This window comes from Enterobacter sp. S-33, assembly GCF_028735835.1.
Lineage (GTDB): Bacteria > Pseudomonadota > Gammaproteobacteria > Enterobacterales > Enterobacteriaceae > Enterobacter > Enterobacter vonholyi.
Window position 1 is genome coordinate 1,219,798 of the sequence record NZ_CP117838.1, and the last position, 23,903, is coordinate 1,243,700.

At 57.0% G+C, this 23,903-nt stretch carries 24 protein-coding genes; 12 read left to right on the forward strand and 12 right to left on the reverse strand.

The window, feature by feature from the left end:
- Window positions 1-9: 9 nt before the first annotated feature.
- On the forward strand, window positions 10-2,115 hold the full coding sequence (gene cstA / locus PUP35_RS05660; protein ID WP_274242308.1) for a pyruvate/proton symporter CstA: 2,106 nt from the start codon (window positions 10-12) through the stop codon (window positions 2,113-2,115).
- A gap of 104 nt (window positions 2,116-2,219) precedes the next feature.
- A complete protein-coding gene (locus PUP35_RS05665) occupies window positions 2,220-2,417 on the forward strand; it encodes a YbdD/YjiX family protein (RefSeq protein WP_006809671.1) in 198 nt (65 codons plus the stop codon).
- Here the strand turns inward: PUP35_RS05665 and PUP35_RS05670 are convergent.
- The 4 genes from PUP35_RS05670 to PUP35_RS05685 all read right to left on the reverse strand — a co-directional run bounded on the left by PUP35_RS05670 (window position 2,414) and on the right by PUP35_RS05685 (window position 5,168).
- Window positions 2,414-2,818: a helix-turn-helix domain-containing protein gene (locus PUP35_RS05670; protein WP_127729982.1), complete on the reverse strand. Its 405-nt coding sequence runs from the start codon at window positions 2,816-2,818 to the stop codon at window positions 2,414-2,416. The genes PUP35_RS05665 and PUP35_RS05670 overlap by 4 nt on opposite strands.
- Entirely contained in the window at window positions 2,799-3,095 is a 297-nt protein-coding gene (locus PUP35_RS05675; protein WP_023303272.1) for a type II toxin-antitoxin system RelE family toxin, read from the reverse strand. The genes PUP35_RS05670 and PUP35_RS05675 overlap by 20 nt, the downstream gene beginning before the upstream one ends.
- Window positions 3,096-3,278: 183 nt before the next feature.
- Complete coding sequence (locus PUP35_RS05680; RefSeq protein ID WP_045909613.1) at window positions 3,279-4,022, reverse strand: SDR family NAD(P)-dependent oxidoreductase; 744 nt, start codon at window positions 4,020-4,022, stop codon at window positions 3,279-3,281.
- A gap of 57 nt (window positions 4,023-4,079) precedes the next feature.
- Window positions 4,080-5,168, reverse strand: coding sequence for an oxidoreductase (locus PUP35_RS05685; protein ID WP_274242309.1), 1,089 nt, complete (start codon window positions 5,166-5,168; stop codon window positions 4,080-4,082).
- A gap of 158 nt (window positions 5,169-5,326) precedes the next feature.
- Here PUP35_RS05685 and PUP35_RS05690 point away from each other — a divergent pair, with 158 nt between their 5' ends.
- The 4 genes from PUP35_RS05690 to PUP35_RS05705 are packed head-to-tail and all read left to right on the forward strand — an operon-like array spanning window position 5,327 to window position 10,143.
- The gene (locus tag PUP35_RS05690) at window positions 5,327-6,829 is read left to right on the forward strand and encodes a sugar ABC transporter ATP-binding protein (protein ID WP_127729989.1); all 1,503 of its coding nucleotides are present in this window, start codon (window positions 5,327-5,329) and stop codon (window positions 6,827-6,829) included.
- The gene (locus PUP35_RS05695; RefSeq protein ID WP_136195336.1) at window positions 6,826-7,821 is read left to right on the forward strand and encodes an ABC transporter permease; all 996 of its coding nucleotides are present in this window, start codon (window positions 6,826-6,828) and stop codon (window positions 7,819-7,821) included. The genes PUP35_RS05690 and PUP35_RS05695 overlap by 4 nt, the downstream gene beginning before the upstream one ends.
- Window positions 7,822-7,840: 19 nt before the next feature.
- Complete coding sequence (locus PUP35_RS05700) at window positions 7,841-8,905, forward strand: sugar ABC transporter substrate-binding protein (protein ID WP_274242310.1); 1,065 nt, start codon at window positions 7,841-7,843, stop codon at window positions 8,903-8,905.
- Entirely contained in the window at window positions 8,902-10,143 is a 1,242-nt protein-coding gene (locus PUP35_RS05705; RefSeq protein WP_274242311.1) for an LVIVD repeat-containing protein, read from the forward strand. The genes PUP35_RS05700 and PUP35_RS05705 overlap by 4 nt, the downstream gene beginning before the upstream one ends.
- Before the next feature lie 52 nt (window positions 10,144-10,195).
- Here PUP35_RS05705 and mtnK read toward each other — a convergent pair whose 3' ends face one another.
- Window positions 10,196-11,395, reverse strand: coding sequence for an S-methyl-5-thioribose kinase (gene mtnK / locus PUP35_RS05710; protein WP_271367104.1), 1,200 nt, complete (start codon window positions 11,393-11,395; stop codon window positions 10,196-10,198).
- 104 nt (window positions 11,396-11,499) lie between these two features.
- Between mtnK and mtnA the strand changes: the two genes are divergently transcribed.
- Complete coding sequence (gene mtnA / locus PUP35_RS05715; protein WP_047173405.1) at window positions 11,500-12,516, forward strand: S-methyl-5-thioribose-1-phosphate isomerase; 1,017 nt, start codon at window positions 11,500-11,502, stop codon at window positions 12,514-12,516.
- Between the two features lie 42 nt (window positions 12,517-12,558).
- Window positions 12,559-13,029 (forward strand): SRPBCC family protein, encoded by a 471-nt coding sequence (locus PUP35_RS05720; RefSeq protein ID WP_143344822.1) that lies wholly within the window; start codon window positions 12,559-12,561, stop codon window positions 13,027-13,029.
- Between the two features lie 53 nt (window positions 13,030-13,082).
- Here PUP35_RS05720 and PUP35_RS05725 read toward each other — a convergent pair whose 3' ends face one another.
- Genes PUP35_RS05725 through PUP35_RS05735 form a run of 3 tightly spaced genes read right to left on the reverse strand, consistent with a single transcriptional unit; the run spans window position 13,083 to window position 14,922 of the window.
- The gene (locus tag PUP35_RS05725) at window positions 13,083-13,625 is read right to left on the reverse strand and encodes a 1,2-dihydroxy-3-keto-5-methylthiopentene dioxygenase (RefSeq protein ID WP_023293046.1); all 543 of its coding nucleotides are present in this window, start codon (window positions 13,623-13,625) and stop codon (window positions 13,083-13,085) included.
- Window positions 13,622-14,311 (reverse strand): acireductone synthase, encoded by a 690-nt coding sequence (gene mtnC / locus PUP35_RS05730; protein WP_271367108.1) that lies wholly within the window; start codon window positions 14,309-14,311, stop codon window positions 13,622-13,624. Before mtnC ends, PUP35_RS05725 begins: the two co-directional genes overlap by 4 nt.
- Window positions 14,308-14,922: a methylthioribulose 1-phosphate dehydratase gene (locus PUP35_RS05735; RefSeq protein ID WP_271367109.1), complete on the reverse strand. Its 615-nt coding sequence runs from the start codon at window positions 14,920-14,922 to the stop codon at window positions 14,308-14,310. The genes mtnC and PUP35_RS05735 overlap by 4 nt, the downstream gene beginning before the upstream one ends.
- A gap of 122 nt (window positions 14,923-15,044) precedes the next feature.
- On the opposite strand from PUP35_RS05735, the gene PUP35_RS05740 reads away from it, so the two are divergent.
- Window positions 15,045-16,205, forward strand: coding sequence for a pyridoxal phosphate-dependent aminotransferase (locus PUP35_RS05740; protein WP_115874479.1), 1,161 nt, complete (start codon window positions 15,045-15,047; stop codon window positions 16,203-16,205).
- On the opposite strand, the gene PUP35_RS05745 is transcribed toward PUP35_RS05740, so the two are convergent.
- From PUP35_RS05745 to citR, 3 genes are all read right to left on the reverse strand, one after another.
- Complete coding sequence (locus PUP35_RS05745; protein WP_271367111.1) at window positions 16,206-16,832, reverse strand: IbrB-like domain-containing protein; 627 nt, start codon at window positions 16,830-16,832, stop codon at window positions 16,206-16,208.
- Window positions 16,817-18,040, reverse strand: coding sequence for a phosphoadenosine phosphosulfate reductase (locus PUP35_RS05750; RefSeq protein WP_274242312.1), 1,224 nt, complete (start codon window positions 18,038-18,040; stop codon window positions 16,817-16,819). The genes PUP35_RS05745 and PUP35_RS05750 overlap by 16 nt, the downstream gene beginning before the upstream one ends.
- A 172-nt stretch (window positions 18,041-18,212) precedes the next feature.
- Entirely contained in the window at window positions 18,213-19,112 is a 900-nt protein-coding gene (gene citR, locus PUP35_RS05755) for a DNA-binding transcriptional repressor CitR (protein ID WP_127730016.1), read from the reverse strand.
- A 622-nt stretch (window positions 19,113-19,734) separates the two neighbouring features.
- On the opposite strand from citR, the gene ahpC reads away from it, so the two are divergent.
- On the forward strand, window positions 19,735-20,298 hold the full coding sequence (ahpC, locus tag PUP35_RS05760; RefSeq protein WP_014882974.1) for an alkyl hydroperoxide reductase subunit C: 564 nt from the start codon (window positions 19,735-19,737) through the stop codon (window positions 20,296-20,298).
- A 127-nt stretch (window positions 20,299-20,425) separates the two neighbouring features.
- The gene (gene ahpF / locus PUP35_RS05765; protein ID WP_047648423.1) at window positions 20,426-21,991 is read left to right on the forward strand and encodes an alkyl hydroperoxide reductase subunit F; all 1,566 of its coding nucleotides are present in this window, start codon (window positions 20,426-20,428) and stop codon (window positions 21,989-21,991) included.
- A gap of 60 nt (window positions 21,992-22,051) precedes the next feature.
- Here ahpF and uspG read toward each other — a convergent pair whose 3' ends face one another.
- The gene (gene uspG / locus PUP35_RS05770) at window positions 22,052-22,480 is read right to left on the reverse strand and encodes a universal stress protein UspG (protein WP_127730022.1); all 429 of its coding nucleotides are present in this window, start codon (window positions 22,478-22,480) and stop codon (window positions 22,052-22,054) included.
- A 180-nt stretch (window positions 22,481-22,660) separates the two neighbouring features.
- Here uspG and PUP35_RS05775 point away from each other — a divergent pair, with 180 nt between their 5' ends.
- A complete protein-coding gene (locus PUP35_RS05775; protein ID WP_274242313.1) occupies window positions 22,661-23,899 on the forward strand; it encodes a zinc-dependent alcohol dehydrogenase in 1,239 nt (412 codons plus the stop codon).
- Window positions 23,900-23,903: the final 4 nt, after the last annotated feature.

Consider the following 23,903-nt stretch of genomic DNA (forward strand, 5'->3'; position numbering starts at 1 on the left):
ACAACAACTATGAACAACTCAGGGAAATACCTTACATGGGCAGGGCTCTCCGTTGTGGGAGCCTTTGCCCTGGGCTATATCGCCCTCAACCGGGGGGAGCAGATCAACGCGCTCTGGATCGTCGTTGCCTCGGTCTGCGTTTACCTGATCGCCTATCGTTTTTATGGCCGCTATATCGCTAAAAATGTTCTGGCGGTCGATAGCACCCGCATGACGCCTGCCGTCCGCCATAACGACGGTCTGGACTACGTGCCGACCGACAAGAAAGTGCTGTTCGGTCACCATTTTGCGGCGATCGCCGGGGCAGGCCCGCTGGTGGGCCCGGTGCTGGCGGCGCAAATGGGCTACCTGCCGGGGATGATCTGGATCCTGGCGGGCGTGGTGCTGGCAGGCGCGGTGCAGGACTTTATGGTGCTGTTCGTCTCCACCCGCCGCGACGGACGTTCGCTGGGGGAGCTGGTGAAAGAGGAGATGGGGGCCACTGCCGGGGTGATTGCGCTGGTGGCGACCTTTATGATCATGGTGATCATCCTCGCGGTGCTGGCGATGATCGTGGTGAAAGCGCTGACCCACAGCCCGTGGGGAACGTATACCGTAGCCTTTACCATTCCGCTGGCGCTGTTCATGGGGATCTACATCCGCTACCTGCGTCCGGGCCGGATTGGTGAAGTGTCGGTGATTGGCCTGGTATTCCTGGTGTTCGCCATTATCTCCGGCGGCTGGGTGGCGGAAAGCCCGACCTGGGCGCCGTTCTTCGACTTTACCGGCGTACAGCTGACCTGGATGCTGGTGGGCTATGGCTTTGTGGCGGCGGTGCTGCCGGTATGGTTGCTGCTGGCGCCGCGTGATTACCTCTCCACCTTCCTGAAAATCGGCACTATCGTCGGGCTGGCGATCGGCATTCTGATTATGCGCCCGACCCTGACCATGCCTGCATTAACCAAATTCATCGACGGTACCGGCCCTGTCTGGACCGGCAATCTCTTCCCGTTCCTGTTTATCACCATCGCCTGTGGTGCGGTGTCGGGCTTCCACGCGCTGATTGCCTCCGGTACCACGCCGAAGATGCTGGCGAATGAAAATCAGGCCTGCCTGATCGGCTACGGCGGTATGCTGATGGAGTCCTTCGTGGCCATTATGGCGCTGGTCTCCGCCTGCATTATCGACCCGGGCGTGTATTTCGCGATGAACAGCCCGATGGCGGTCCTGGCCCCGGCCGGCACCGTTGACGTGGTAGCGTCTGCCGCGCAGGTGGTGAGCGGCTGGGGCTTTGCGATTACGCCTGAAACGTTGACGAGCATCGCCAGCGAAGTGGGCGAGCAGTCGATTATCTCCCGCGCGGGCGGGGCGCCGACGCTGGCGGTCGGCATGGCGTATATTCTCCACGGTGCGCTGGGCGGGCTGATGGACGTGTCGTTCTGGTATCACTTCGCCATCCTGTTTGAAGCGCTGTTTATCCTGACGGCGGTGGATGCGGGAACCCGTGCGGCGCGCTTTATGCTGCAGGATCTGCTGGGCGTCATCTCCCCGAACCTGAAGCGGACCGATTCGCTCCCGGCTAACCTGCTGGCGACAGCGCTGTGCGTGCTGGCGTGGGGGTACTTCCTGCATCAGGGCGTGGTCGATCCGCTGGGCGGGATTAACACCCTGTGGCCGCTGTTCGGTATCGCCAACCAGATGCTGGCGGGTATGGCGCTGATGCTCTGCGCGGTGGTGCTGTTCAAGATGAAGCGCCAGCGTTACGCCTGGGTGGCGCTGGTGCCAACCGCGTGGCTGCTTATCTGTACCCTGACGGCGGGCTGGCAGAAAGCCTTCAGCCCGGATAACAAGGTGGGCTTCCTGGCGATTGCCAACAAGTTCCAGGCGATGATCGACAGCGGCAAGATCCCGGCACAGTACACCGAATCGCAGCTGTCGCAGCTGGTGTTTAACAACCGTCTGGATGCCGGGCTGACCATCTTCTTTATGGTGGTGGTCGTGGTGCTAGCGTTGTATTCTCTCAGGACCGCGCTGGCTGCGTTGAAAAATGATAAGCCAACGGCGAAAGAGACGCCGTACGAGCCAATGCCTGAAAACCTGGAAGAGATTGTGACCCAGGCGAAAGGGGCGCACTAACCTGTGTGCCTGGTGGCGGCTTCGCCTTACCCGGCCTACATTTCTTATCCTCCCTCTCCCTTTGGGAGAGGGGCGGGGTGAGGGAAACAAACGAGAAATGACCTATGTTCGACACTCTATCCAAAGCAGGTAAGTACCTGGGCCAGGCCGCCAAAATGATGATTGGCGTGCCGGACTACGACAACTACGTCGAGCATATGCGCGTCAACCATCCGGACCAGACGCCCATGACCTACGAAGAATTTTTCCGCGACCGCCAGGATGCCCGCTACGGCGGCAAGGGCGGAGCGAAGTGCTGTTAACCCTCTTTCGGTAAATAGAGGCTGATCTGCTCCTGCTTACAGCCGTAGATCGCCGCGAGCTTTTCGCGGGTGCGCTTTTGCGGACGGGAGTCCAGCGCTTCCAGCTGTGACACGGCGGACTGGCTGATGCCGAGTTTCTCCGCCACCTCCTGCTGGGATAGCCCGCGCAGGATACGCCACGCGGCCTGCAGGCTGACGTTCTCGTTATGCATGACGTCGCATACTTCACCAGGTAATCCTACGTCATCATAACAATCGTGTTCGACTTCAATATCCTCTAGATCATCATCGGTTTCGTCGTCAATTTCTGCCATCTGTAAGCACATACGAAAGTATTCATCATAGGGAATAACGACGTACTGCGCTTTTCCGTCATCGTCCTTAATTAGCTGAACAGCCATAGGGGGCTTTCTCCTCGTGAAGGTAGGTCGTTGATGTTCTGCGCTTGACGGCCAAAACATAACAATGGTTATCGGGATCGTCCCGAAGTGTAATCAGAATGCGGTAATCGCCAACGCGTAGCCGAAAATGATTTTCTGTTGCCGATATTTTTTTGATATCGGGCCGGGGAGCTGAGCGATCGTCCAGCTCAGCAAGTTTTGCTTTGATTCTTCGCTGATATCGGCCATCGATTTTGGAAAACTCTTTCTTTGCATTCTTTGACCAGACAATCTTCATCCGTACCTCCACTGTACGCCCACACAAAATATAAGGAAATAATAAGACTATTAGATAAATTCCGAATTTCTTATGGGGTACTGTAGAGCGGAGAAAAAATACAGGTAAGAGGCAAAACGCATACCGTCGAGGCGGCTCGAAAAGGCCTCTGCCGGGCGACAGAGGCTTGCATGGAGATTGCGATCAGGCGTTCAACCCGCCGTCCACATCCAGGCCGGTACCGGAGATCTGCCCGGCGGCTGGGCTGGCAAGAAACGTGACTGCCGCCGCGATGTCTTCCGGCTGGCCGTAGTGGCCGACGGCGATCATCTGGCGCTGAGCTTCCGCCTGTTCGCCGTCTTCCGGGTTCATATCGCTGTTGGTGGGGCCGGGGTGGACAAGGTTAACGGTAATACCGCGCGGCCCCAGATCGCGAGCCAGCCCGCGGGTGAGGGAGTTGAGTGCAGACTTGGTCATCGAGTAAACGGCAATACCCGGCATCGCCACGCGGTTGGCCAGACAGCTGCCGATGTTGATAATGCGCCCGCCGTCAGACATGTGCACCAGCGCTTCCTGAATGGCGATCACCACGCCGCGAATGTTGACGTTGATGAGCGCGTCGATGTCCGCCAGGGTCATGGATTCCAGCGGGCCGCCGCGCGCGATCCCGGCGTTGTTGACCAGGATGTCCAGCCCGCCAAGGGAACGCGCCGCATGGGTGACGGCATCCTGAATCGCCTGCGCGCTGGCGCTGTCGGCCTGCACGGCTTCGCTGTGTCGTCCCAGCGCCTTAATCTCCTCAGCGACCGCCTGGGCTTTATCGGCAGATTTTTCATACGTAATAATCACATCCGCACCGGCGCGCGCCAGCGACAGTGCAATAGCCCGACCCAACCCGCGGCTGGCACCGGTAACCAGTGCCTTTTTACCTGTTAAATCGATCTGCATGATGACCTCGTTACGAGAGTGGTAAGAATCATCATTAGGTATAGACGGTCAGGGAGATTAACGGCTGAAGTATTCCACCTTCTCAAACGCCGCGCGCAGAACGTCGGGCGTTAACGTCACCGGCAGATAATGAATTGATTCCACCGGACGCAGGGTGTGGGCAATCACCTTATCCAGCTCCTCTCGGTTGTTAATATCGACCTCCAGCGCGCGAAGCGTGGTCGGCAGGTTAAAACGCCGATACGCCGAGACCAGCTGTGACAGCACGTCGTCCTGGCCGAGCAGGGCGCTCTGCACGAGAATGCCGTAGGCCACCTTGGTGCCGTGGAGGTATTTTTCCGTCTGCGGCAGCACGGTCAAACCGTTGTGCACCGCATGCGCCGCCGCCACGCGGGTATAGCGTTCGCCCAGACCGCCGACCATCCCGCCGCCTGCGATAATCGCATCCACCACGTCCCGGAACGCCTGCGTCTGTTCACCGCGCTGCTGGTCAGCCAGGGCTTCCTCACTGTGCTCCAGCAGCACGTCGCGGATAGCCAGCGCGCCGTTGATGCCCAGCCGCACGGTCAGCGGCAGCTTTTCAGGCTGCGGGGCGAGCACTACCGCTTCGTACCACTTCGCCAGCGTATCGCCGATGCCCGCCAGCAGATACTCCGCCGGGGCGTTAAGGACGATCTGCGGCTCCACCAGCACCAGGAAGTTGGCGTCGTCGAAGATCTCAAAATGCAGCGCCTGACCGGCATCGTTGTACCAGACGGAGAGCGGGGTCCACGCCGCGCAGGTGGCGGCAATAGTGGGGATGCCCACGAACGGCACTCCTAAGCGGCGCGCCACGGCCTTGACGGCATCGAGCACCGCGCCGCCGCCAACGCCAATCACCACGCTGGCGTCGCTGCCGGATTCATTCACCAGATGGGTGACGTCGCGCTCGCTGCAGTGGCCTTTAAACAGCAGGTGTTTCGCCCCCGGCGCATTAAAGCTCTCCGGCAGGAAAGGGCGCGCGCCTTCGATCGCGCGCTCGCCGTAGATCCACACCGCGCGGGAAAGCTGTTCAGGGGTAAAGAAGTCATTCAGATGCGCAAGGCTTCCGGAATGAGAGAAGTAGTTCGCCGGGCCAGGCACGACGCGGATATCGGTGTTGCTCATGATGGTGTCCTTTTTGGGAAGCGCTAACCCGATGTTATGTCTGGACATCCGGATGGCTAATAATATTTCGCTTTAACTTATGCCTTTTCCGTCGTTGTCAGTCAACCGGAGCTGTGAAAAATTCGATAAATCAGAAGAGTAATGAAGGATTTACGCGGATGGTTTCCAGTCGCCTTGAAATGCGCGGTATCAGCCTGGCCTTTTCCGGCTTTCAGGCGCTGTCGCGCGTGAATTTCACCTTATCCGGCGGCTCCGTACACGCGCTGACCGGCGCCAACGGCGCGGGAAAATCGACGCTGATGGCGGTGCTGTGCGGGACGCACGACCACTATGAGGGCGAGATCAGCATTAACAACCAGCCGGTAAACATCCGCGAACCGCTCGATGCCAAACGGCTGGGGATCCACCTTGTGCAGCAGGAGGTGGACGTGGCCCTGATCCCGGGGTTAAGCATCGCCGAGAACATCATGCTCGACCAGCTGGCGCAGCCGGGGCATCGCTTCAGCTGGCGCGCGATCCGTCAGCAGGCGAGACAGGCGCTGGCGCAGCTGGATGTTTCTCTGGACGTACGCCGTTCCATCGACAGCTGCACGCTTGCCGAAAAGCAGCAGATTTTGCTGGCGCGGGCGCTATCCCACCACTGCCGTTTTTTGATTCTTGATGAGCCCACCGCGCCGCTGGACGCGCACGAGAGCGAGCGCCTGTTTGCGGTAGTCAGACGCTTAAAGCAGCAGGGCATCGGCGTGGTGTTTATCTCCCACCGCATTCACGAGCTGAAGGCCATCTGCGACACCCTGACGGTGCTGCGCGACGGCAAGCTGATTGAGTCCGGACCGATGGCCGATCTCAGCGGTGAAGCGATCGTTGAGAAGATGCTCGGCCACGTGCTGAGCGATATCTATCCGCCCGCGCGGCCGCCGCACGGCGAAGAGACGCTCCTGCGGGTAGAAGGTCTGCACGACGACGCGCTGCTGAAAGATATCTCCCTGCACCTGCGCAAGGGCGAAATTCTTGGTATTGCCGGGCTGGCGGGGGCGGGAAAAACCGAACTCTGTAAAGCGCTGTTTGGCGCCAGCAAAAGCCGCGTGGCGCGCGGTGAGCTGAATCAACAGCCCTGGCAGCCGCGCGATCCGGCGGACTCGGTGCTGCGCGGGCTGGCGCTGGTGCCGGAAGAGCGGCGCAAAGAGGGTATTTTTATCGACGAGCCGGTAAGCATGAACCTTGCCGTGTGCGCCGATAACAGCTTCTCGCGCTGGAGCCTGTTCGGTCATCGTCAGGCGTGGCGCTGGGCGGAGGAGGTGATCGCCCGCGTCGGCGTTCGCGCCCGCGGTCCCGGGCAGGTTTTGCGACGTCTCTCCGGCGGTAACCAGCAGAAGGTGGCTATCGGCAAGTGGCTGCGCAATGACGCGAGCGTGCTGATCTTCGACGAGCCGACCAAAGGCGTGGACGTGAAGGCCAAAACCGATCTTTTCCAGCTGATTGACGGCCTGGCGCGCGAGGGCAAAGGGGTAATTTACGCCTCCGGCGAATTTGCCGAGCTGGTCGGGCTGTGCGACCGCATCTGCGTGCTGTGGGACGGGCGCATCGTGGCGGAAATCGCCGGGACCGAGGCCCGTGAAGAGACATTACTTTATTATTCAACCGGAGGAACGGCGTCGTGAGCAAGGTCCTTTCAGTAAACGCGACGGCGTCTGGCCGTCAGCAGATTTTCGATTTTCTCTACAGGTGGGGCATGTTGCTGACCGTCGTCGCGCTGGTGGCCGTCTTTGGCCTGGCGTCGGACAGCTTCCTCGATCCGAACAACATCATCAACATTCTGCGCTCGATTGCCATCGTGACGGTGATTGCCATTGGCGTGTCGATCTCGCTGACCATCGGCGGATTCGATCTCTCCGTGGGGTCTACCGCGTCGCTGGCGAACGCGCTGGTGATTTCCCTTTTCGTCTGGCACGGCTTTGGCACCACCGAGTCGATTCTGATTACCCTCGCGCTCTGCACGCTGGTGGGACTGTTTAACGCCTTTCTGATCGTTATCCTGCGCATTCCGGACATGCTCGCGACGCTGGCCAGCCTGTTTGTGATCCAGGGCGTGGCGATGACCTACAGCTACGGCGGGTCGATTACCGAAAACATGGTGCTGCCGAGCGGCGATATGGCCGAAGGGACTATTCCGGCGGCGTTCAGCCTGCTGGGACAGGTGCCGACCATCGTGATCGTCATGCTGGTGGTGACCGTGCTGGCACAGCTGGGGCTGTCGCTCACCACTCATGGACGCCGGATGTACGCCATTGGCGGTAACCCGGAAGCGGCGCGTCTCTCCGGCATTCGCACCACCCGCTACAAGGTGGCGGCCTACGTGATTGCCTCGCTGCTGGCGGGCCTGGGCGGGATTTTGCTGGCCTCGCGCATCGGGTCGTCGCAGGTGAACGCGGGCGGCGGATATCTGATGGATGCGGTAGCGGCGGCGTGGATTGGCTTCTCGCTGGCCGGGTCCGGCAAGCCGAACGCGCTGGGGACCCTGGTCGGGGCGGTTATTCTCGGCGTGCTGTCGAACGGGCTGGTGATGCTCTCCGTGCCGTATTACGCCATGGACATTATAAAAGGGCTGGTGCTCGCGGTAGCGCTGGCGATTACCTACATACAAAAACGCTGACAACACAACGGGATAAAAAATGAAAAAGATTGCACTCTCTTTGGTGGCATTAGGGTTATTCACCGCTCTGCCTGGCTTTGCGGCCACGCCTGCACCGCTTCCGGCGGCCATTGCCAACCATGACGGCCCGATCCGCATCGCGGTGATCCGTAACCTCGGCTCAGACGACAACACCACGCAGTTTATTGCCGGGGCCATTCAGGAAGGGAAGAAGCTCGGCTTTAAGGTCAGCACCTTTTTAAGCAACGGGGACGACGCCAAATTCCAGGACTTCGTGAACCAGGCCATCAGCCAGAAGTACGATGGGATTATCCTGTCTCAGGGCCGCGATCCGTACTCCACCGCGCTGGTGAAGAAGGCGGTGGACGCCGGGATTAAGGTCGCGGTATTTGATACCGCCGTCAACGGCGAGATCCCGGGCGTGACCGTTACCCAGCAGGATGATGCCTCCCTGACGAACCTCTCCTTCGGCCAGCTGGCGAAAGATTTCAACGGCAAGGCCAATATCGTCAAGCTGTGGGTGGCGGGCTTCCCGCCGATGGAGCGTCGTCAGGCGGCGTATAAAGAGTTGCAAAAACAGTATCCGGACATTAAAGAGCTGGAGTCTATCGGCGCAGTCTCTTCCGACGTGCAGGGCGACACCGCCAACAAGGTGGGCGCAATCCTCGCGAAATACCCGAAAGGTAAAATCGACGCCATCTGGGGAACCTGGGACGCCTTCAGCCAGGGCGCGTATAAGGCGCTGAAAGAGAACGGCCGCACCGAGATTAAGCTCTACAGCATCGACATCTCTAACCAGGATCTGCAGCTGATGCGCGAGCCGGGCAGCCCGTGGAAGGTGAGCGTGGCGGTGGATCCGAAGCTGATTGGCGCGACCAACGTGCGTCTGGTGGCGAACAAGATTGCCGGGGAAGCGACGCCAGCGACCTACGATTTTAAGGCAGCCGCCATTCCTCAGACGCTGCTGACCGCCCAGCCGGGCGCGGTGAACGTGGCGTCGCTGGGCAAAATCATTCCGGGCTGGGGCCAGACGGAAGATTTTATCGCGCCGTGGTTTGCGACGCTGGAAGCGAAGAATAAATGAGCGAGCTCCCTACGCCAGAATACAGCCGCAATATGCGGCTGATCGGCCATAGCGACCAGGGCGGTCGCCCGGACGGCGTGCAGCTGATGGTGCATCGCGGTTTCGCCTATATCGGCCATATGGTGTCGCAGGGCTTTTCGATTGTCGACGTGCGCGATCCGAAAAACCCGAAAGCGGCGGGATACGTGCCCGCACCGCCGGGCACCTGGAACGTGCACCTCCAGGCGCATGACGATCTCCTGCTGGTCATCAACGCGCGGGATCTTTTTGCCGATGCGCGTTTTGCCGACGAGAAGGTCTACTACACCCGGCAGGTGGGCGAGACCGTCAGCGACGTGCAGGACAAAGGCTGGAGCGCGGGTTTGCGGGTGTTTGATATCTCCACGCCGGACAAGCCGTGCGAAATCGGTTTTCTGTCGCTGAGCGGTATCGGCATCCACCGCATCTGGTACGTCGGCGGACGCTGGGCGTACGTGTCGGCGCTGATCGACGGCTTTACCGACTACATCTTTTTGACGATCGACCTAGCCGACCCGCGTAAGCCTGAGGTGGCAGGGCGCTGGTGGCTGCCGGGGATGAATCAGGCAGAAGGGGAGAGGCCTAACTGGCCGGAAGGGAAACGCTACGCGCTCCACCATGCGATTATTGCAGGCGATACCGCGTACGGCAGCTGGCGCGACGGCGGCCTGACGCTGCTGGACGTGAAGGATCGTACCCAGCCTAAGCTCATTAGCCACCGTAACTGGAGCCCGCCGTTTGGCGGCGGCACGCACACCGCGCTGCCGCTGCCCGACCGCGATCTGCTGGTGGTGCTGGACGAAGCGGTGCTCGATAACCAGGAAGACGGCGAGAAGCTGATCTGGCTGTTTGATATCCGCGAGCCGTCGAATCCGATAAGCATCTCTACCTTCCCGCAGCCGGATGAAACCGACTACGTGGCGAAAGGGGCGCATTTTGGGCCGCACAACCTGCACGAGAACCGGCCGGGGAGCTTCGTCAGCTCGACGCTGATTTTTGCGACGTATCAGAACGCGGGCGTGCGCGCGTATGACATTTCCAATCCGTATCGTCCGGTGGAAACCGGCGCGCTGGTGCCTGCGGCACCGGAGAAAATGATGGATACCCGCCCGAATCGCCCGCAGGTGATCCAGTCGTGTGACGTGTTTGTGGATGCGCAGGCAATTATCTACAGCACGGATTATAACGGCGGGCTGTCGGTGATTGAGTATTTGGGGTAAGCGCAGTTTGATGCCCTCACCCCGGCCCTCTCCCGCAGGGAGAGGGAGAAAATCAACTGTACTGCCGCACCCGCGCCACCAGATCTTCCGCACTGTCGATGCGGTCGGCAATCGCAATCAGCGCTTTACCGAGCGTTATCGCGTGGCGCAGGCATTCGTGGCGCATCGCCTCGTCCTGAATGGTGTCGATATCCGCGACGTGGGAAAGCCCGACGCTGCGGCGAACGAGTTCGGTGCCGCAGAAGCCGATGGCGTCATGCCAGACCTTTTTCAGAAACGCAGAGGCGTAACCCGGCGCGCCGAGCGCGGCGTCGCGCGTTTTCTGGTGTGCCAGCGCCTGGAAGCGTTCCGCGAAGGTGTTCCACAGCTCCTGAATATCGGTCAGGCGCTGCTCGCGCGCGGCGGCGGCATCGCGAATGCCCAGGTGCCCCGGCAGGCCGCAGAAGTTCAGCAGCAGGTTGCCGATGGCGGTACCGACGTCAAAGCCAATCGGGCCAAAGTAGCCAAACTCGGCGTCGATGGCCTTCAGGCTGCCGTGCGCCACAAAAATCGACCCGCTGTGAATATCGCCGTGCAGGAGCGCTTCGGCGTGCGAGAAGAAGCGGTGCTTCAGGGAGGCCACGGCAATTTTAAGTTGGGCGTCGTCGCGCAGCGCCGCGACGTCATTTTCCAGCTCGGCCGGGTAGCTGTTGCGCTCGTGGATCTGGTACGGATCGTTGAAGAACAGATCTTCGGTGATCTCGCACATCTCCGGGTTGATGAATTTCGCCACCTGCGCTTTCTTCTCGTGCGGGTGCAGGTAGAAATCGCTGGTGTAGAACAGCGCGTGCGCGAGGTATTCACCCAGCTGACGCGCCGCCAGCGGGTAATAATTATTTTTGATCAGCTCGCCGCGCCAGATGCGATGGCTGGAGAGATCTTCCATCACCATCACCGCCAGCTCCGGATCGAAGTGGTGGATTTTCACGGTGTGCTGCGGGCTGTGCCGGTAGTGCTCGACCAGGGTTTGCGCCTCCAGACGGGCGCGGTCCAGCGTCAGCGGCCAGGACTCGCCGACGCAGCGCACGTAGGGTAGCGCCTGCTTAACGACGATGCGGCTCACGCCCGCGCTGTCGAAAATTTTAAAGACCAGATTGAGGTTGCCGTCGCCAATCTCCTGCGCCTCTACCAGCGATGAAGGATCGTCAAGTCCGCCAAACTGCCTGGCATACTCCACGGCATCCTGAGCGGTAAAGGTACGGTATTGCGACATGGCCTGCTCCTCACGAGTTTTTAAATTAAGACATGTAGACGTCTATACATCTGGATTTCATCCTGACACAATGTGCTACAACAACGCAACAGGGAATTAACGACATGCAGACATTACAGACGACCAGCCTGCGGGTGGCGAATAATCAGCTCTTTATTCTCGACCAGCAGGCCCTCCCGCAGGAGAAACGCTGGCTGGATGCCTCGACCGTAGAGGCGCTGGTTGGGCATATCCACGCCCTGCGCGTGCGCGGCGCGCCGCTGATTGGTCTCTCTGCAAGCCTGCTGCTGGCGCTGCTGGCGGAAAACGGCAAAAACCGTGACGAGCTGGCGATTGCGCTGGAAACCCTGCGCGCGTCCCGCCCGACGGCGGTGAACCTGATGAACAATCTCGACCGCATGAAGATTGCGCTGTGGCAGGAAGAGTATGTTCCGGCGCTGGTGTCGGAGGCGCTGCGCCTGATTGATGAAGATAAACGACTCTGTGATGCCATTGCGAAAGCGGGCAGCGCGCTGGTGAAGCCCGGCAGCCGCCTGCTGACCCACTGCAACACCGGCGGACTGGCAACGGCGGGGGTCGGTACGGCGCTTGGGGTCATTGCTCGCGCGCACCAGGAAGGCAACGTCAGCAACGTCTGGGTCGATGAAACCCGCCCGCTGCTGCAGGGCGGTAGATTGACCGCGTGGGAGCTTGGCGAGCTGGGTGTGCCGTATCAGCTGATTACCGACTCCATGGCCGCCAGCCTGATGGCGAAAGGGCAGGTAGACGCCGTGTGGGTGGGCGCAGACCGCATTGCGGCTAACGGCGACGTGGCGAACAAAATCGGCACCTACTCCCTGGCGGTGCTGGCAAAATTCCACGGCATTCCGTTCTATGTGGCCGCGCCGCAAACGACCCTCGACCCGGAATGCCCGAACGGCGACGCGATCCCGATTGAGCAGCGTGCCGCCAGCGAGGTGACGGGCGTCGCCGGAAGCTTTGGCGCGGTTCAGTGGGCGCCGGAAAACGCGCAGGTCTACAACCCGGCGTTTGACGTTACGCCAGCCTCGCTGATTAGCGGCTGGGTGCTGGATACGGGCGTGGTCACGCCGGAAGAGGTTGCGGAAGGGAAATTTGCCTGAGTCCGGCTATCCTTTAAGGGGCTCCCTTAAGAGGACAACATCGTGACGCTCGATCCTGAAACTGACTTAAAACTGGAGCGCGTGGTGGATGCACCGCGCGACCTGCTTTGGCTCTGCTGGACTACGCCGGAACACATCAAAAACTTCTTCATTCCTGCTCCCCATAAGGTGACCGAATGCGATCTCGACCTGCGCGTGGGCGGGCGGTTCAACACCGTGTTTGAGGTGGACGGTCAGCGGATGGATAACCGGGGCGTCTTCCTGGAAATCGATCCCGGTAAAAAGCTGGTCTTTACCGACGGCTATACCGAAGGCTGGAAACCGGCCGAGAAGCCGTTTATGACGGCGATTTTATTGCTGGAAGATGTCGGGGAGGGGAAAACCCGCTATACGGCGATTGCGCGTCATCCGACGAAGGAGATCCGCGAGCAGCATGATCAGATGGGCTTCCACGAAGGATGGGGGATTGTGCTGGATCAGCTGGTGGGATATGTGAAGGGATTGAAGGTGTAACGCGCTCGGATGCCCTCACCCTTACCCTCTCCCACAGGGAGAGGGAGAAAAGATCATGCCAACCGTGGATACGCATCCGCAATCGCATCACCGGTAAACTGGGCCACCCAGCCTTCCGGGTTATCGAAAATACGAATGGCGGTAAAGTTCGGCTCTGAGCCCATATCAAACCAGTGCGGCGTGCCCGCGGGGACGGAGATCAGGTCGTTTTTCTCGCACAGCACCTGATACACCTCATCGCCAATGTGCAGGCAGAACAGCCCCGCGCCTTCCACGAAAAAGCGTACCTCGTCTTCGCCGTGGGTGTGTTCGTTCAGGAACTTCGCGCGCAGCGCATCTTTCTGCGGATTGTCGGCGCGCAGGCTGATCACGTCCCAGCTCTGGTAGCCTTTTTCCGCCACCAGTTTGTCGATCGCATGTTGATATGCCTCGATCACGGCTTCAGGGGCGGGATCGTGTCCTAAATCGCGATCCGCAGCCCAGCGTTCAAACCGAACGCCTTTCGCGTTGAGCTGTTGGGCAATCTCGGCGGCGTCGGTGCTGTGCCACTGGTGTTGACTGGCGTCTTTGTCGGAATAAATGGTCAATGCGCTCATGAAGGGATCTGCTCCGGGTTAATCTCGTCAAACTGGTGGACCTGATGGTGGTGGCTTGCGCCGTCATCATCACCGCGAATCAGCTGCAGGGTACGAAAACCTGCCTGTTCAGCCGCATCCAGCTCCTGATGAATATCGGACAGGAACAGGATCTGCGACGGGGCAATGCCCGTTTGCGCCGCGATGTTCTGATAAGACTGCACCTCGCGCTTGGCGCCGATGTGGGTATCAAAATAGCCGCTGAACAGATGAGTAATATCACCTTCGTCGCTGTAGCCAAATAACAGTTTCTGCGCGGCGACGGAGCCAGAGGAATAAACATAGAGATCAATCCCTTGCGCTTTCCACTTTTCCAGCGCAGGCAGCACGTCGGGGTAGAGGTGTCCGGTAAAATCGCCGTTAACGTAGCCGTCGTGCCAGATGATCCCCTGCAGGGCTTTGAGCGCGGTCGATTTGCGGTCTTCGTCCATAAAGGCAAACAGAGCGTCGACAAGTTCGCCGACGCTGGCGTGCGGGTTATCGATTTCATCACGCAGGTTGTCCAGAATGGATTTGACCGGCTCGGCGTACTGCTGCGCGGTCACGAAGGCCGCCAGCCGCTCACGCGCGTAGGGGAACAAAACGTTATGGACAAAACGAATATCGCTGGTGGTCCCTTCAATATCCGTCACAATCGCGCGAATCATATTCTCTCCAGTTGTCGTAAACGCATTTCGCATTCAAATAAGAATTCTAGCCCTTCCAGATGACGGCGGGCCTCGGCCACATCGCGGCCCCAGCAGGTTAAGCCATGACCGCGCAGAAGAAAACCATAATTAAGCGGGCGTTCCTCTGCGTAATGGGCGATTCGGGAGGCGAGGGCGTCCATATCCTGGTCGTTATCAAAGATCGGGATAGCCACCGTGTCCATATGCGTGGTCTGCCCGGTGAGGGATTTTTGCATCTCAAAGCCGCTGATGTTGAGCTCGGCTTCTTTGACCAGACGGGACAGCACCGTGGCGTTAACCGTGTGAACGTGAAGGACGGCGTTGGCTTCAGGAAACAGACGATAGATAAGGGTGTGCAGCCCGGTCTCCGCCGACGGTTTACGACCGGACGGGGCGCGATTGGTGGCAATCTCGACCTGCAGGAAGTCATCGGTGGTGAGGCTGCCTTTGTCCTTTCCGGATTCGCTGAGCCAGCACAGATGTTCGTCCTGACGCACCGACATATTGCCGCCTGTGGCGGGGGCCCAGCCTTTGGCACCAATCCAGCGGCAGGCGTCGACCAGATGCGTGAGTTGCAGGTTATCTCTCATTTCCTTTTACCCTCTCGGCCAGGAATATTCATATGGTTTAGACGTCTAAGCGTCTTGATTGCCAAAGACTAACATCGTGTTATAGTGGCAGCAACATAAGTATTACAGGCAGGCACGACACAATGAGCAATAACGCATTGATTCCGCAGAGTAAACTTCCCAATCTCGGTACCACCATCTTTACGCAGATGAGCGCTCTGGCGCAAAAGCACAACGCCATTAACCTTTCTCAGGGGTTCCCGGATTTCGATGGCCCGACGTATTTGCAGGAGCGTCTCGCGTACCACGTGGCGCAGGGGGCAAATCAGTATGCACCGATGACGGGCGTGCAGGCGCTGCGGGAAGCCATTGCGGATAAAACGGCGGAACTGTATGGCCATAAGCCCGATGCGAACACCGACATCACGGTGACGGCAGGGGCAACCGAAGCACTGTATGCGGCCATCACCGCACTTGTGCGCGCGGGGGATGAAGTCATCTGTTTTGATCCGAGCTACGACAGCTATGCGCCTGCGGTTGAACTCTCCGGCGGCGTGGTGAAACGCGTGGCGCTCCAGCCGCCGCATTTTCGCCCTGACTGGCAGGCGTTTGCTGCGCTGCTGAGCGACAAAACCCGCCTGGTGATCCTGAATACCCCGCACAATCCGTCGGCGACGGTGTGGCAAAAAGCCGATTTCGCCGCGCTGTGGCAGGCAATTGCGGAACGCGAGATTTACGTGCTGAGCGATGAGGTCTATGAGCACATTTGCTTTGCTGAAGAGGGACACGCCAGCGTGCTGGCCCATCCGCAGCTTCGCGAGCGTGCTATCGCCGTCTCTTCGTTTGGTAAGACCTACCATATGACCGGCTGGAAGGTAGGGTACTGCGTGGCCCCGGCGGCCATCAGCGCTGAGCTGCGCAAGGTGCATCAGTACCTGACGTTTGCCGTGAACACGCCGGCTCAGCTGGCGCTGGCGGATATGCTGCTCGCTGAGCCCGCGCATTACCGCGAGCTGCCGCACTTCTATCGTGAACGTCGGGATCTGTTTGTGACGGCATTAAGCAAAAGCCGTCTGGAAATTTTGCCCTCAGAAGGCACCTATTTCCTGCTCGCCGACTACAGCGCGATATCGGAGCTGGACGACGTGAGTTTCTGCCAGTGGCTGACGAAAGAGGTCGGCGTGGCCGCCATTCCGCTGTCGGTGTTCTGCGCCGATCCCTTCCCGCATAAGCTGATCCGTCTTTGCTTTGCGAAGCAGGAATCGACGCTGTTGGCGGCGGCAGAGCGCCTGAACACGCTCTGATTATTTCACCGTCCAGGCTTCTGAGTAACGGCGGTCTGCAAACAGCTCCAGCAGACCGTTGATTTGCTTGAGGCGCAGCACCTCATCGCTGTCCATGCCCAGCTCTTTGCCTATTCGCTCATCATTCCAGCCGAGCTGCGCCAGTTCGCGCACGATATCTGACATGGCGTTGATTTGATGCCGACCCCGCGCCCGATTGTGGCGAATCGTGGCGGCCATACGGTTATGTTTATCCTGCCGATCCCGACGCAGGCAGGTGACGGGGAGATATCCCTTAAGCTGACGCTTCAACGCCGCCCGATTTTTACCGATTTCATGGCGATGAAAACCATCCACGATTTCGTAGTGTTGCGGTTCACTTTCTGTCACAACGATAGGTTGGGTGAATCCATCGAGTTCCAGCGACTTACTGAGCAGCCGTTTTTCTGGGGGGGCAACGTTATTGGGATTGTAATCGTTAGCGGTAATAGCGTCCTGTCTTATCCAGAGGACGCAGTCTATCGGTTGCTCGCGAAACGGACTGTGTTTATGGATTGCCTCACGAAAAGCATTTATGGCGTTAATGCGGTCCTCTTCTGAAAGTGACTGAAGGTACGTTTCCATCTCGGTGATTAGTCTTTGTCGCATAATATGCCCCACTCCTTGCGTTTAGCCTTCACTCTGTCGCTGTAGCGCTGATAATGTTTGGGTTTGTTCGGGCTGAACGATAGCGCCCTGCACCAGTAGTCGTTATTCAGGAGAACTTTGCAAATACGGCGCCATGAGGGAATGTCTTTGGCTCCGATATCACCGTCCTGAGTATCGGGAATATCCTCCATGCCTCTCTTCTGATACCAGTGCAGATAAATGGCGATTTTATTGCGGTAATGCTCAGCCGTATTTTGCGGCATGCTTTCGAGGAGCAACATGGCATATTCGCGCCAGCAGAGGTGTTCGGGTTTCAAAATTTTTCGGTGACCATAAAAATGATTATCGTGTCCGGCGTACATTCCTCCGCTGCGTGCACCGCTCACGCGCTCGCACATGGCCGCCCAGCGATCGGGCTCAACAACGTGGTAGAGCCATAGTCCCTGGCGCTGTTCTGGGCCAAAGGGTTCACAAATACGCATGTAGCGTAGCGGCACGCCAGCCTGAAACATCAGGTCATAAAGTGGGTTATAGCAACAACCTGATTTGGCGAACCAGGTCCATATATCGGCGGTTTTCCAGTCGTAGAGGGGATAGATATACCAGGCATGTCCTCCCGGTGCGACGGTAGTCCAGGGTTTATCGTCGGCAAACCGCTGCTTACGCGCCGATGCAATAGCCAGGAAACGGTTGTAAGACTCATCGGCGCGGATGCCAATCAGTACCGCCGCCGGGCGATTGAGAGAGAACCAGTCGCAGAAACTGCGGACAAAGGTTTCAAACGTCATGCCAGGCTGGTAGAAAGGAAAATAAGCGGGATCGGTTATCGCATCGTCAGGAGGCTGGCGGACCCATTGGGTACCGGGTACCCAGCATTGCCATTCCGGCTGGAATTGCGAAAGTGAATTTTGCGTTGTCAGGGGAAGCGCGACCCACCAGAAATGATCGATGACATCGCTGTACAATTCACGCATATGTTGCACATGGTTAATGGTATGGGAAAACTGCGCCTCCCAGTCAATAAAGAGCACATCTATTTTGACTTTCATCTGTCGCGCCTGTTGGGCAACCAGATGCAGCATGACGGTGGAGTCTTTTCCACCTGAAAAAGAAACACAGGTTCTGGGAAAATTTTCGAGAGTCCATTTTATTCGCTCCCGAGCAGCAGTAAGAACATCCTGGTTTAAAGGGTATTTATAAATTGACATGCTTATTCTCATCCTGAGGAATAAATACCAGACTGTAGCTTCAATACTAAAGAGAGGGTTATATTAATCAATAATTAATTGAATATATGACGGTTATGTTGCGTAGTTCTATAACGGTGGTGTATGTTTTAAAAGTATGTTTCCCATTTGGTGCGAAAGCCCCATCAATATCTCACGGTAATGATATTTCTTCAATAAAACTGGCGAATGCCGAGCTATTGAGCGCAGAACGATTATACATCATGTAAATATCAATGCTGGGGAAATGAATGTCTGTTTCCACTTTGCGCAGGTTGAGGGCGGGCCCATATTGTTCGAAGGCCGACGTGGGTACTAAACCTATGAGATCGGATGAACCGATCATCGACAGAAGGGATATAAAAGAGTCGCTACGATAGACGATATTTCTTTCGAATAACAGGTTATCGGCCTTGTCCTGATAGCCTTTGAAGCTGTTCTCACCGTTCAGGCAGGCGGTGAAGTTTTCATTCAGAATTTCTTCACGCGTAGGATTTTCACCGAGACGGGGATGACCCTCCCGACAAACGAGAACGAAAGGAAGTTTATGGTAGAGGCTACAGGCGACAGAATGACTGTTAGAAGAGGAATACGAGAATATCAAGTCCGCTCTTCTGTAGGCCAGGAGATCTTCCGCTGAATCAGGAGAAAGAAAAATATCATGTAATTCAATTGAATAGTTATGGTTGTTCATGAGCAGTTTTATAGGGTCAAGGGTTGCTTTCGTACTCATAAAATGCGGGCAATAAATGACAAAATTCTTCTTCAACCCGCTGCTGTGCATGATATTGATAGTCTGCTCTAGCTGGTTCAGGTTCTGTTCCAGATGATGATGCAAATTGACGCCGACGGTCGTGGGCGTGATCCCTTTTCCGGAACGGATAAACAGAGGATCGTTAAGTTGTCCTCTCAGGCGTTGCAGTGACTGGCTCACGGCAGAGGGCGTGATATACAGCGTCTCGGCGGCTTTACTGATACTAAGGTGTTGGTAAATACACTCGAAAATGACTAACAGATTAAGATCGAATTTTTTAAGGTCATAGAGGTTTGCCATGTTTCGTCCTGAGATGCTGCGTTTGCTGTGGTTATCATATAACTGATAACAATAGTTTGAAGCTAACCATTAACAATTCGTTCGGTTAACTTTCTTAGTTTTAAATTAAAATCATCTTAATATATCACGGTGCCAGATTATTGATATAGCGCTTCGAAGACGATTAGGATAATTTTATCCTCGAGGAGGGAGTGAGCGTATTAAATGACAATTGTCACTTATATATTGTGATTGTTTTATAATAAAAATAAATTTATAACGCTCCGCAATGATGTTCGACGTAGCCTATCACAGCCATAGGCAGGAATGCCTCTCTTGTGGATTGCTCAATCCCAGCGCGGGTGATGTAATCAAACGGCTGTTACCGCCTTGATATAAAGGGTTGTAGAGCGCAACGCAACGCCAGTTTCGGCTGGCACTGAATGTACCTGCGGGGAATTCAGGTATCAGGGCCGCCCGTTGAGGCGGCCTTTTTACTTTTAGGCTTTCCTGTAAAAGGTTCACCTTGTTGTCTTGTCGACGTTGTAAGGTTTGGCTGATTGATTTGATAAAGCATACGCATTAGCCCCGATGAATAAAGTTGGTTACCTTACATCTCAACGAAAACACGGAGGAAGTACAGATGTCTTTGATTAATACCAAAATTAAACCTTTCAAAAACCAGGCGTTCAAAAACGGTGAGTTCATCGAAGTTACCGAGAAAGATACCGAAGGCCGCTGGAGCGTCTTCTTCTTCTATCCGGCTGACTTTACCTTCGTTTGCCCGACTGAACTGGGCGACGTGGCAGACCATTACGAAGAACTGCAGAAGCTGGGCGTAGACGTTTACTCTGTCTCTACCGATACCCACTTCACCCACAAAGCATGGCACAGCAGCTCTGAAACCATCGCCAAAATCAAATACGCGATGATCGGCGACCCGACTGGCGCCCTGACCCGTAACTTCGACAACATGCGTGAAGATGAAGGCCTGGCTGACCGCGCCACCTTCGTTGTTGACCCGCAGGGCATTATCCAGGCTATCGAAGTTACCGCTGAAGGTATCGGCCGTGATGCTTCTGACCTGCTGCGTAAAGTGAAAGCCGCTCAGTACGTGGCTTCTCACCCAGGCGAAGTGTGCCCGGCGAAATGGAAAGAAGGCGAAGCAACGCTGGCTCCATCCTTAGATTTGGTTGGTAAAATCTAAGTTTTGCCCATTCGGTAATCAATGGGCGCACCCGCGCCCATTTCATTCCAGCACCATGATGCAAGTTGCATTCAGGCCGCCCGTATAAGGCAGCTTGCATGATGACGTCTTAAGAGAGGGAAGAACAATGCTCGACACAAACATGAAAACCCAGCTCAAGGCCTACCTTGAGAAACTGACCAAACCCGTTGAGCTGATTGCTACGCTTGACGACAGCGCCAAATCGGCAGAGATCAAGGAACTGCTGGCGGAGATCGCCGAGCTGTCGCCAAAAGTGACCTTCAAAGAAGACAACGCGCTGCCGGTCCGTAAGCCCTCTTTCCTGATTACCAACCCAGGGTCCGATCGGGGACCACGCTTTGCCGGTTCTCCGCTGGGTCACGAGTTTACCTCACTGGTGCTGGCGCTGTTGTGGACCGGTGGTCATCCGTCAAAAGAAGCGCAGGCGCTTCTGGAGCAAATCCGCGATATCGACGGCGATTTCGAGTTTGAAACCTATTACTCACTCTCCTGCCACAACTGCCCGGACGTGGTGCAGGCGCTGAACCTGATGTCGGTCCTGAACCCGCGCATCAAGCACACGGCGATTGATGGCGGTACCTTCCAGAATGAAATCACCGATCGCAACGTGATGGGCGTTCCGGCGGTCTACATGAACGGCAAAGAGTTCGGCCAGGGCCGCATGACGCTGACTGAAATCGTTGCCAAAGTGGATACCGGTGCTGAAAAACGTGCGGCGGAAGAGCTGAACAAACGCGATGCCTACGACGTGCTGATCGTCGGTTCCGGCCCTGCCGGCGCGGCAGCAGCGGTGTATTCCGCGCGTAAAGGTATTCGTACCGGCCTGATGGGCGAACGCTTTGGCGGCCAGGTGCTCGATACCGTGGACATCGAAAACTACATCTCCGTGCCGAAGACCGAAGGCCAGAAGCTGGCGGGGGCGCTGAAGGCGCACGTCAGCGACTATGACGTGGACGTGATCGACAGCCAGAGCGCCAGCAAGCTGGTTCCGGCAGCGGTCGAGGGTGGTTTACACCAGATTGAAACCGCTTCCGGCGCGGTGCTGAAAGCCCGCAGCATTATCATTGCCACCGGTGCGAAATGGCGCAACATGAACGTCCCGGGTGAAGATCAGTATCGCACCAAAGGCGTGACCTACTGTCCGCACTGCGACGGTCCACTCTTCAAAGGTAAACGCGTGGCGGTGATCGGCGGCGGTAACTCCGGCGTGGAAGCGGCCATTGACCTGGCGGGGATTGTTGAACACGTAACCCTTCTGGAGTTCGCTCCGGAGATGAAAGCCGACCAGGTTCTTCAGGATAAAGTTCGCAGCCTGAAAAACGTCGACATCGTACTGAACGCGCAGACGACGGAAGTGAAGGGCGACGGCAGCAAAGTGACCGGTCTGGAATATCGCGACCGCGTGAGCGGCGACGTGCACAGCGTTCAGCTGTCAGGGATCTTTGTGCAGATTGGTCTGCTGCCAAACACCACCTGGCTGGAAGGCGCGATTGAGCGCAACCGCATGGGTGAAATCATCATTGATGCGAAGTGTGAAACCAGCGTGAAAGGCGTGTTTGCGGCGGGCGACTGCACCACCGTGCCGTACAAACAGATCATTATCGCCACGGGCGAAGGGGCGAAGGCGTCTCTGAGTTCATTTGACTATCTTATTCGCACCAAAACCGCATAAGAAAAGAAAGTAAGGCTACACCTGCAATAGCGAGAGGCCACCGAAAGGTGGCCTCTTTTTTTATCTGACGACCATCACCGGTATATGGGTGTGGCGGATGACGCTGGAGGCGTTAGAGCCCAGCAGATGCGTGGTAATGGAAGGGTTGCGCGAACCGATGACCACCACGTCTGCCTTCAGTTCGTTCGCCAGTTCGTTTACCGCATCGCGAACGCTGCCGAATCTGACGTGCGTTTTGATTCGTGAAGAGTCGATGCTGAAGTGGCTGACCATGGTTTGCAGGCGCGTTTCCGCCTCGTGCTGCAGATGCTCTTCGAAGCGACGCACGTCGGCAGCAAAGCGGTGCAGGCTCAGGCTGGCGGAGCCTGGCAGTACGTGTAAAAGATGGATAACACCGTCCTGCTGCGCCAGGAACTCCGCATGGCGAACGGCCTTGTCGCTCAGCTCCATCTCAAAAACATCAACCGGCATAATGATTCTCTGATACATACCCGTTTCTCCTTGTTTATAAACGCTGAACTCATTTAACCATAAAATATTAATGGTTTCTGTAAGCGCTCCGTCAGTTTTCTTATCTCACCAGGATAAATCTCAAAAGCCCCGTATTCACGGGCAGATCTTCAGGGGTAGCTACCCTTATACACTTACCTGAAGCCTTTCGGAGGTCGCATGAAAGCACTTACGTATCACGGTCCGCACCATGTTCGCGTCGAGAATGTCCCCGATCCCATCATCGAACAGCCTGACGATATCATTCTGCGCGTTACGGCCACGGCTATATGCGGCTCCGATTTACATCTTTATCGCGGAAAGATCCCGAAGGTGCAGCACGGCGACATTTTTGGCCATGAGTTTATGGGGGAAATCGTCGAGTGCGGCACAGAGGTGAAGAATTTGCAAAAAGGCGATCGCGTGGTGATCCCCTTTGTCATCGCCTGCGGAGACTGTTTCTTCTGTCGTCTGCAGCAATACGCGGCCTGTGAGAATACCAATGCCGGGCAGGGTGCCGCGCTGAACAAAAAGCAAATACCCGCACCGGCCGCGCTGTTTGGCTATAGCCATCTCTACGGCGGCGTGCCGGGGGGGCAGGCGGAATATGTCCGCGTGCCAAAAGGCAACGTCGGGCCGTTTAAGGTCCCGCAGCTTCTTTCCGATGATAAAGCGTTATTCCTTTCCGATATTTTGCCCACGGCCTGGCAGGCGGCAAAAAATGCGCAGATTGAAAAAGGCTCAAGCGTAGCGGTTTTCGGTGCCGGGCCGGTGGGGCTACTGACCATTGCCTGCGCGCGACTGCTGGGGGCTGAGCAGATCTTTGTTATCGATCATCATCCGTACCGGTTGCGATTTGCAGAGGTGCGTTACGGCGCAATCCCTATCAACTTTGATGATGATAACGACGCGGCGGAAAAAATCATCGAACAGACCGCGGGCCATCGCGGCGTTGACGCCGTGATTGATGCAGTCGGGTTTGAAGCGAAAGGTAGCACCACTGAAACGATCCTCAGCAATCTTAAAATTGAAGGTAGTAGCGGCAAAGCGTTGCGTCAGTGCATTGCTGCCGTACGGCGCGGTGGGGTGGTCAGCGTACCCGGCGTGTACGCTGGGTTTATTCATGGCTTCCTGTTTGGCGATGCCTTCGATAAGGGGCTGACGTTTAAGATGGGCCAGACGCACGTCCATGCATGGCTGGGTGAACTGTTACCGCTGATCGAAAAAGGGCTGCTTACCCCGGAAGAGATCGTGACCCATTATCTTCCCCTTGCGGATGCGGAACGCGCCTATAAGGTATTCGAAAAACGGGAGGAAGAGTGCCGGAAGGTGATTCTGGTCCCTGGTGCAGAAACGCCCGAGGCCGCAGAGCAGAAAGTTAAGGGCCTGGTAAATGCTTTCCCGGGTGGGGTTGCATGAGTTC

What these genes read in the sequence shown, in the direction of transcription:
- cstA (WP_274242308.1), top strand. Translation starts at nt 10, where the DNA reads ATGAACAACTCAGGGAAATACCTTACATGGGCAGGGCTCTCCGTTGTG.
- PUP35_RS05665 (WP_006809671.1), top strand. Translation starts at nt 2,220, where the DNA reads ATGTTCGACACTCTATCCAAAGCAGGTAAGTACCTGGGCCAGGCCGCC.
- PUP35_RS05670 (WP_127729982.1), bottom strand. Translation starts at nt 2,818, where the DNA reads ATGGCTGTTCAGCTAATTAAGGACGATGACGGAAAAGCGCAGTACGTC.
- PUP35_RS05675 (WP_023303272.1), bottom strand. Translation starts at nt 3,095, where the DNA reads ATGAAGATTGTCTGGTCAAAGAATGCAAAGAAAGAGTTTTCCAAAATC.
- PUP35_RS05680 (WP_045909613.1), bottom strand. Translation starts at nt 4,022, where the DNA reads ATGCAGATCGATTTAACAGGTAAAAAGGCACTGGTTACCGGTGCCAGC.
- PUP35_RS05685 (WP_274242309.1), bottom strand. Translation starts at nt 5,168, where the DNA reads ATGAGCAACACCGATATCCGCGTCGTGCCTGGCCCGGCGAACTACTTC.
- PUP35_RS05690 (WP_127729989.1), top strand. Translation starts at nt 5,327, where the DNA reads ATGGTTTCCAGTCGCCTTGAAATGCGCGGTATCAGCCTGGCCTTTTCC.
- PUP35_RS05700 (WP_274242310.1), top strand. Translation starts at nt 7,841, where the DNA reads ATGAAAAAGATTGCACTCTCTTTGGTGGCATTAGGGTTATTCACCGCT.
- PUP35_RS05705 (WP_274242311.1), top strand. Translation starts at nt 8,902, where the DNA reads ATGAGCGAGCTCCCTACGCCAGAATACAGCCGCAATATGCGGCTGATC.
- mtnK (WP_271367104.1), bottom strand. Translation starts at nt 11,395, where the DNA reads ATGTCGCAATACCGTACCTTTACCGCTCAGGATGCCGTGGAGTATGCC.
- mtnA (WP_047173405.1), top strand. Translation starts at nt 11,500, where the DNA reads ATGCAGACATTACAGACGACCAGCCTGCGGGTGGCGAATAATCAGCTC.
- PUP35_RS05725 (WP_023293046.1), bottom strand. Translation starts at nt 13,625, where the DNA reads ATGAGCGCATTGACCATTTATTCCGACAAAGACGCCAGTCAACACCAG.
- mtnC (WP_271367108.1), bottom strand. Translation starts at nt 14,311, where the DNA reads ATGATTCGCGCGATTGTGACGGATATTGAAGGGACCACCAGCGATATT.
- PUP35_RS05735 (WP_271367109.1), bottom strand. Translation starts at nt 14,922, where the DNA reads ATGAGAGATAACCTGCAACTCACGCATCTGGTCGACGCCTGCCGCTGG.
- PUP35_RS05740 (WP_115874479.1), top strand. Translation starts at nt 15,045, where the DNA reads ATGAGCAATAACGCATTGATTCCGCAGAGTAAACTTCCCAATCTCGGT.
- PUP35_RS05745 (WP_271367111.1), bottom strand. Translation starts at nt 16,832, where the DNA reads ATGCGACAAAGACTAATCACCGAGATGGAAACGTACCTTCAGTCACTT.
- PUP35_RS05750 (WP_274242312.1), bottom strand. Translation starts at nt 18,040, where the DNA reads ATGTCAATTTATAAATACCCTTTAAACCAGGATGTTCTTACTGCTGCT.
- citR (WP_127730016.1), bottom strand. Translation starts at nt 19,112, where the DNA reads ATGGCAAACCTCTATGACCTTAAAAAATTCGATCTTAATCTGTTAGTC.
- ahpC (WP_014882974.1), top strand. Translation starts at nt 19,735, where the DNA reads ATGTCTTTGATTAATACCAAAATTAAACCTTTCAAAAACCAGGCGTTC.
- ahpF (WP_047648423.1), top strand. Translation starts at nt 20,426, where the DNA reads ATGCTCGACACAAACATGAAAACCCAGCTCAAGGCCTACCTTGAGAAA.
- uspG (WP_127730022.1), bottom strand. Translation starts at nt 22,480, where the DNA reads ATGTATCAGAGAATCATTATGCCGGTTGATGTTTTTGAGATGGAGCTG.
- PUP35_RS05775 (WP_274242313.1), top strand. Translation starts at nt 22,661, where the DNA reads ATGAAAGCACTTACGTATCACGGTCCGCACCATGTTCGCGTCGAGAAT.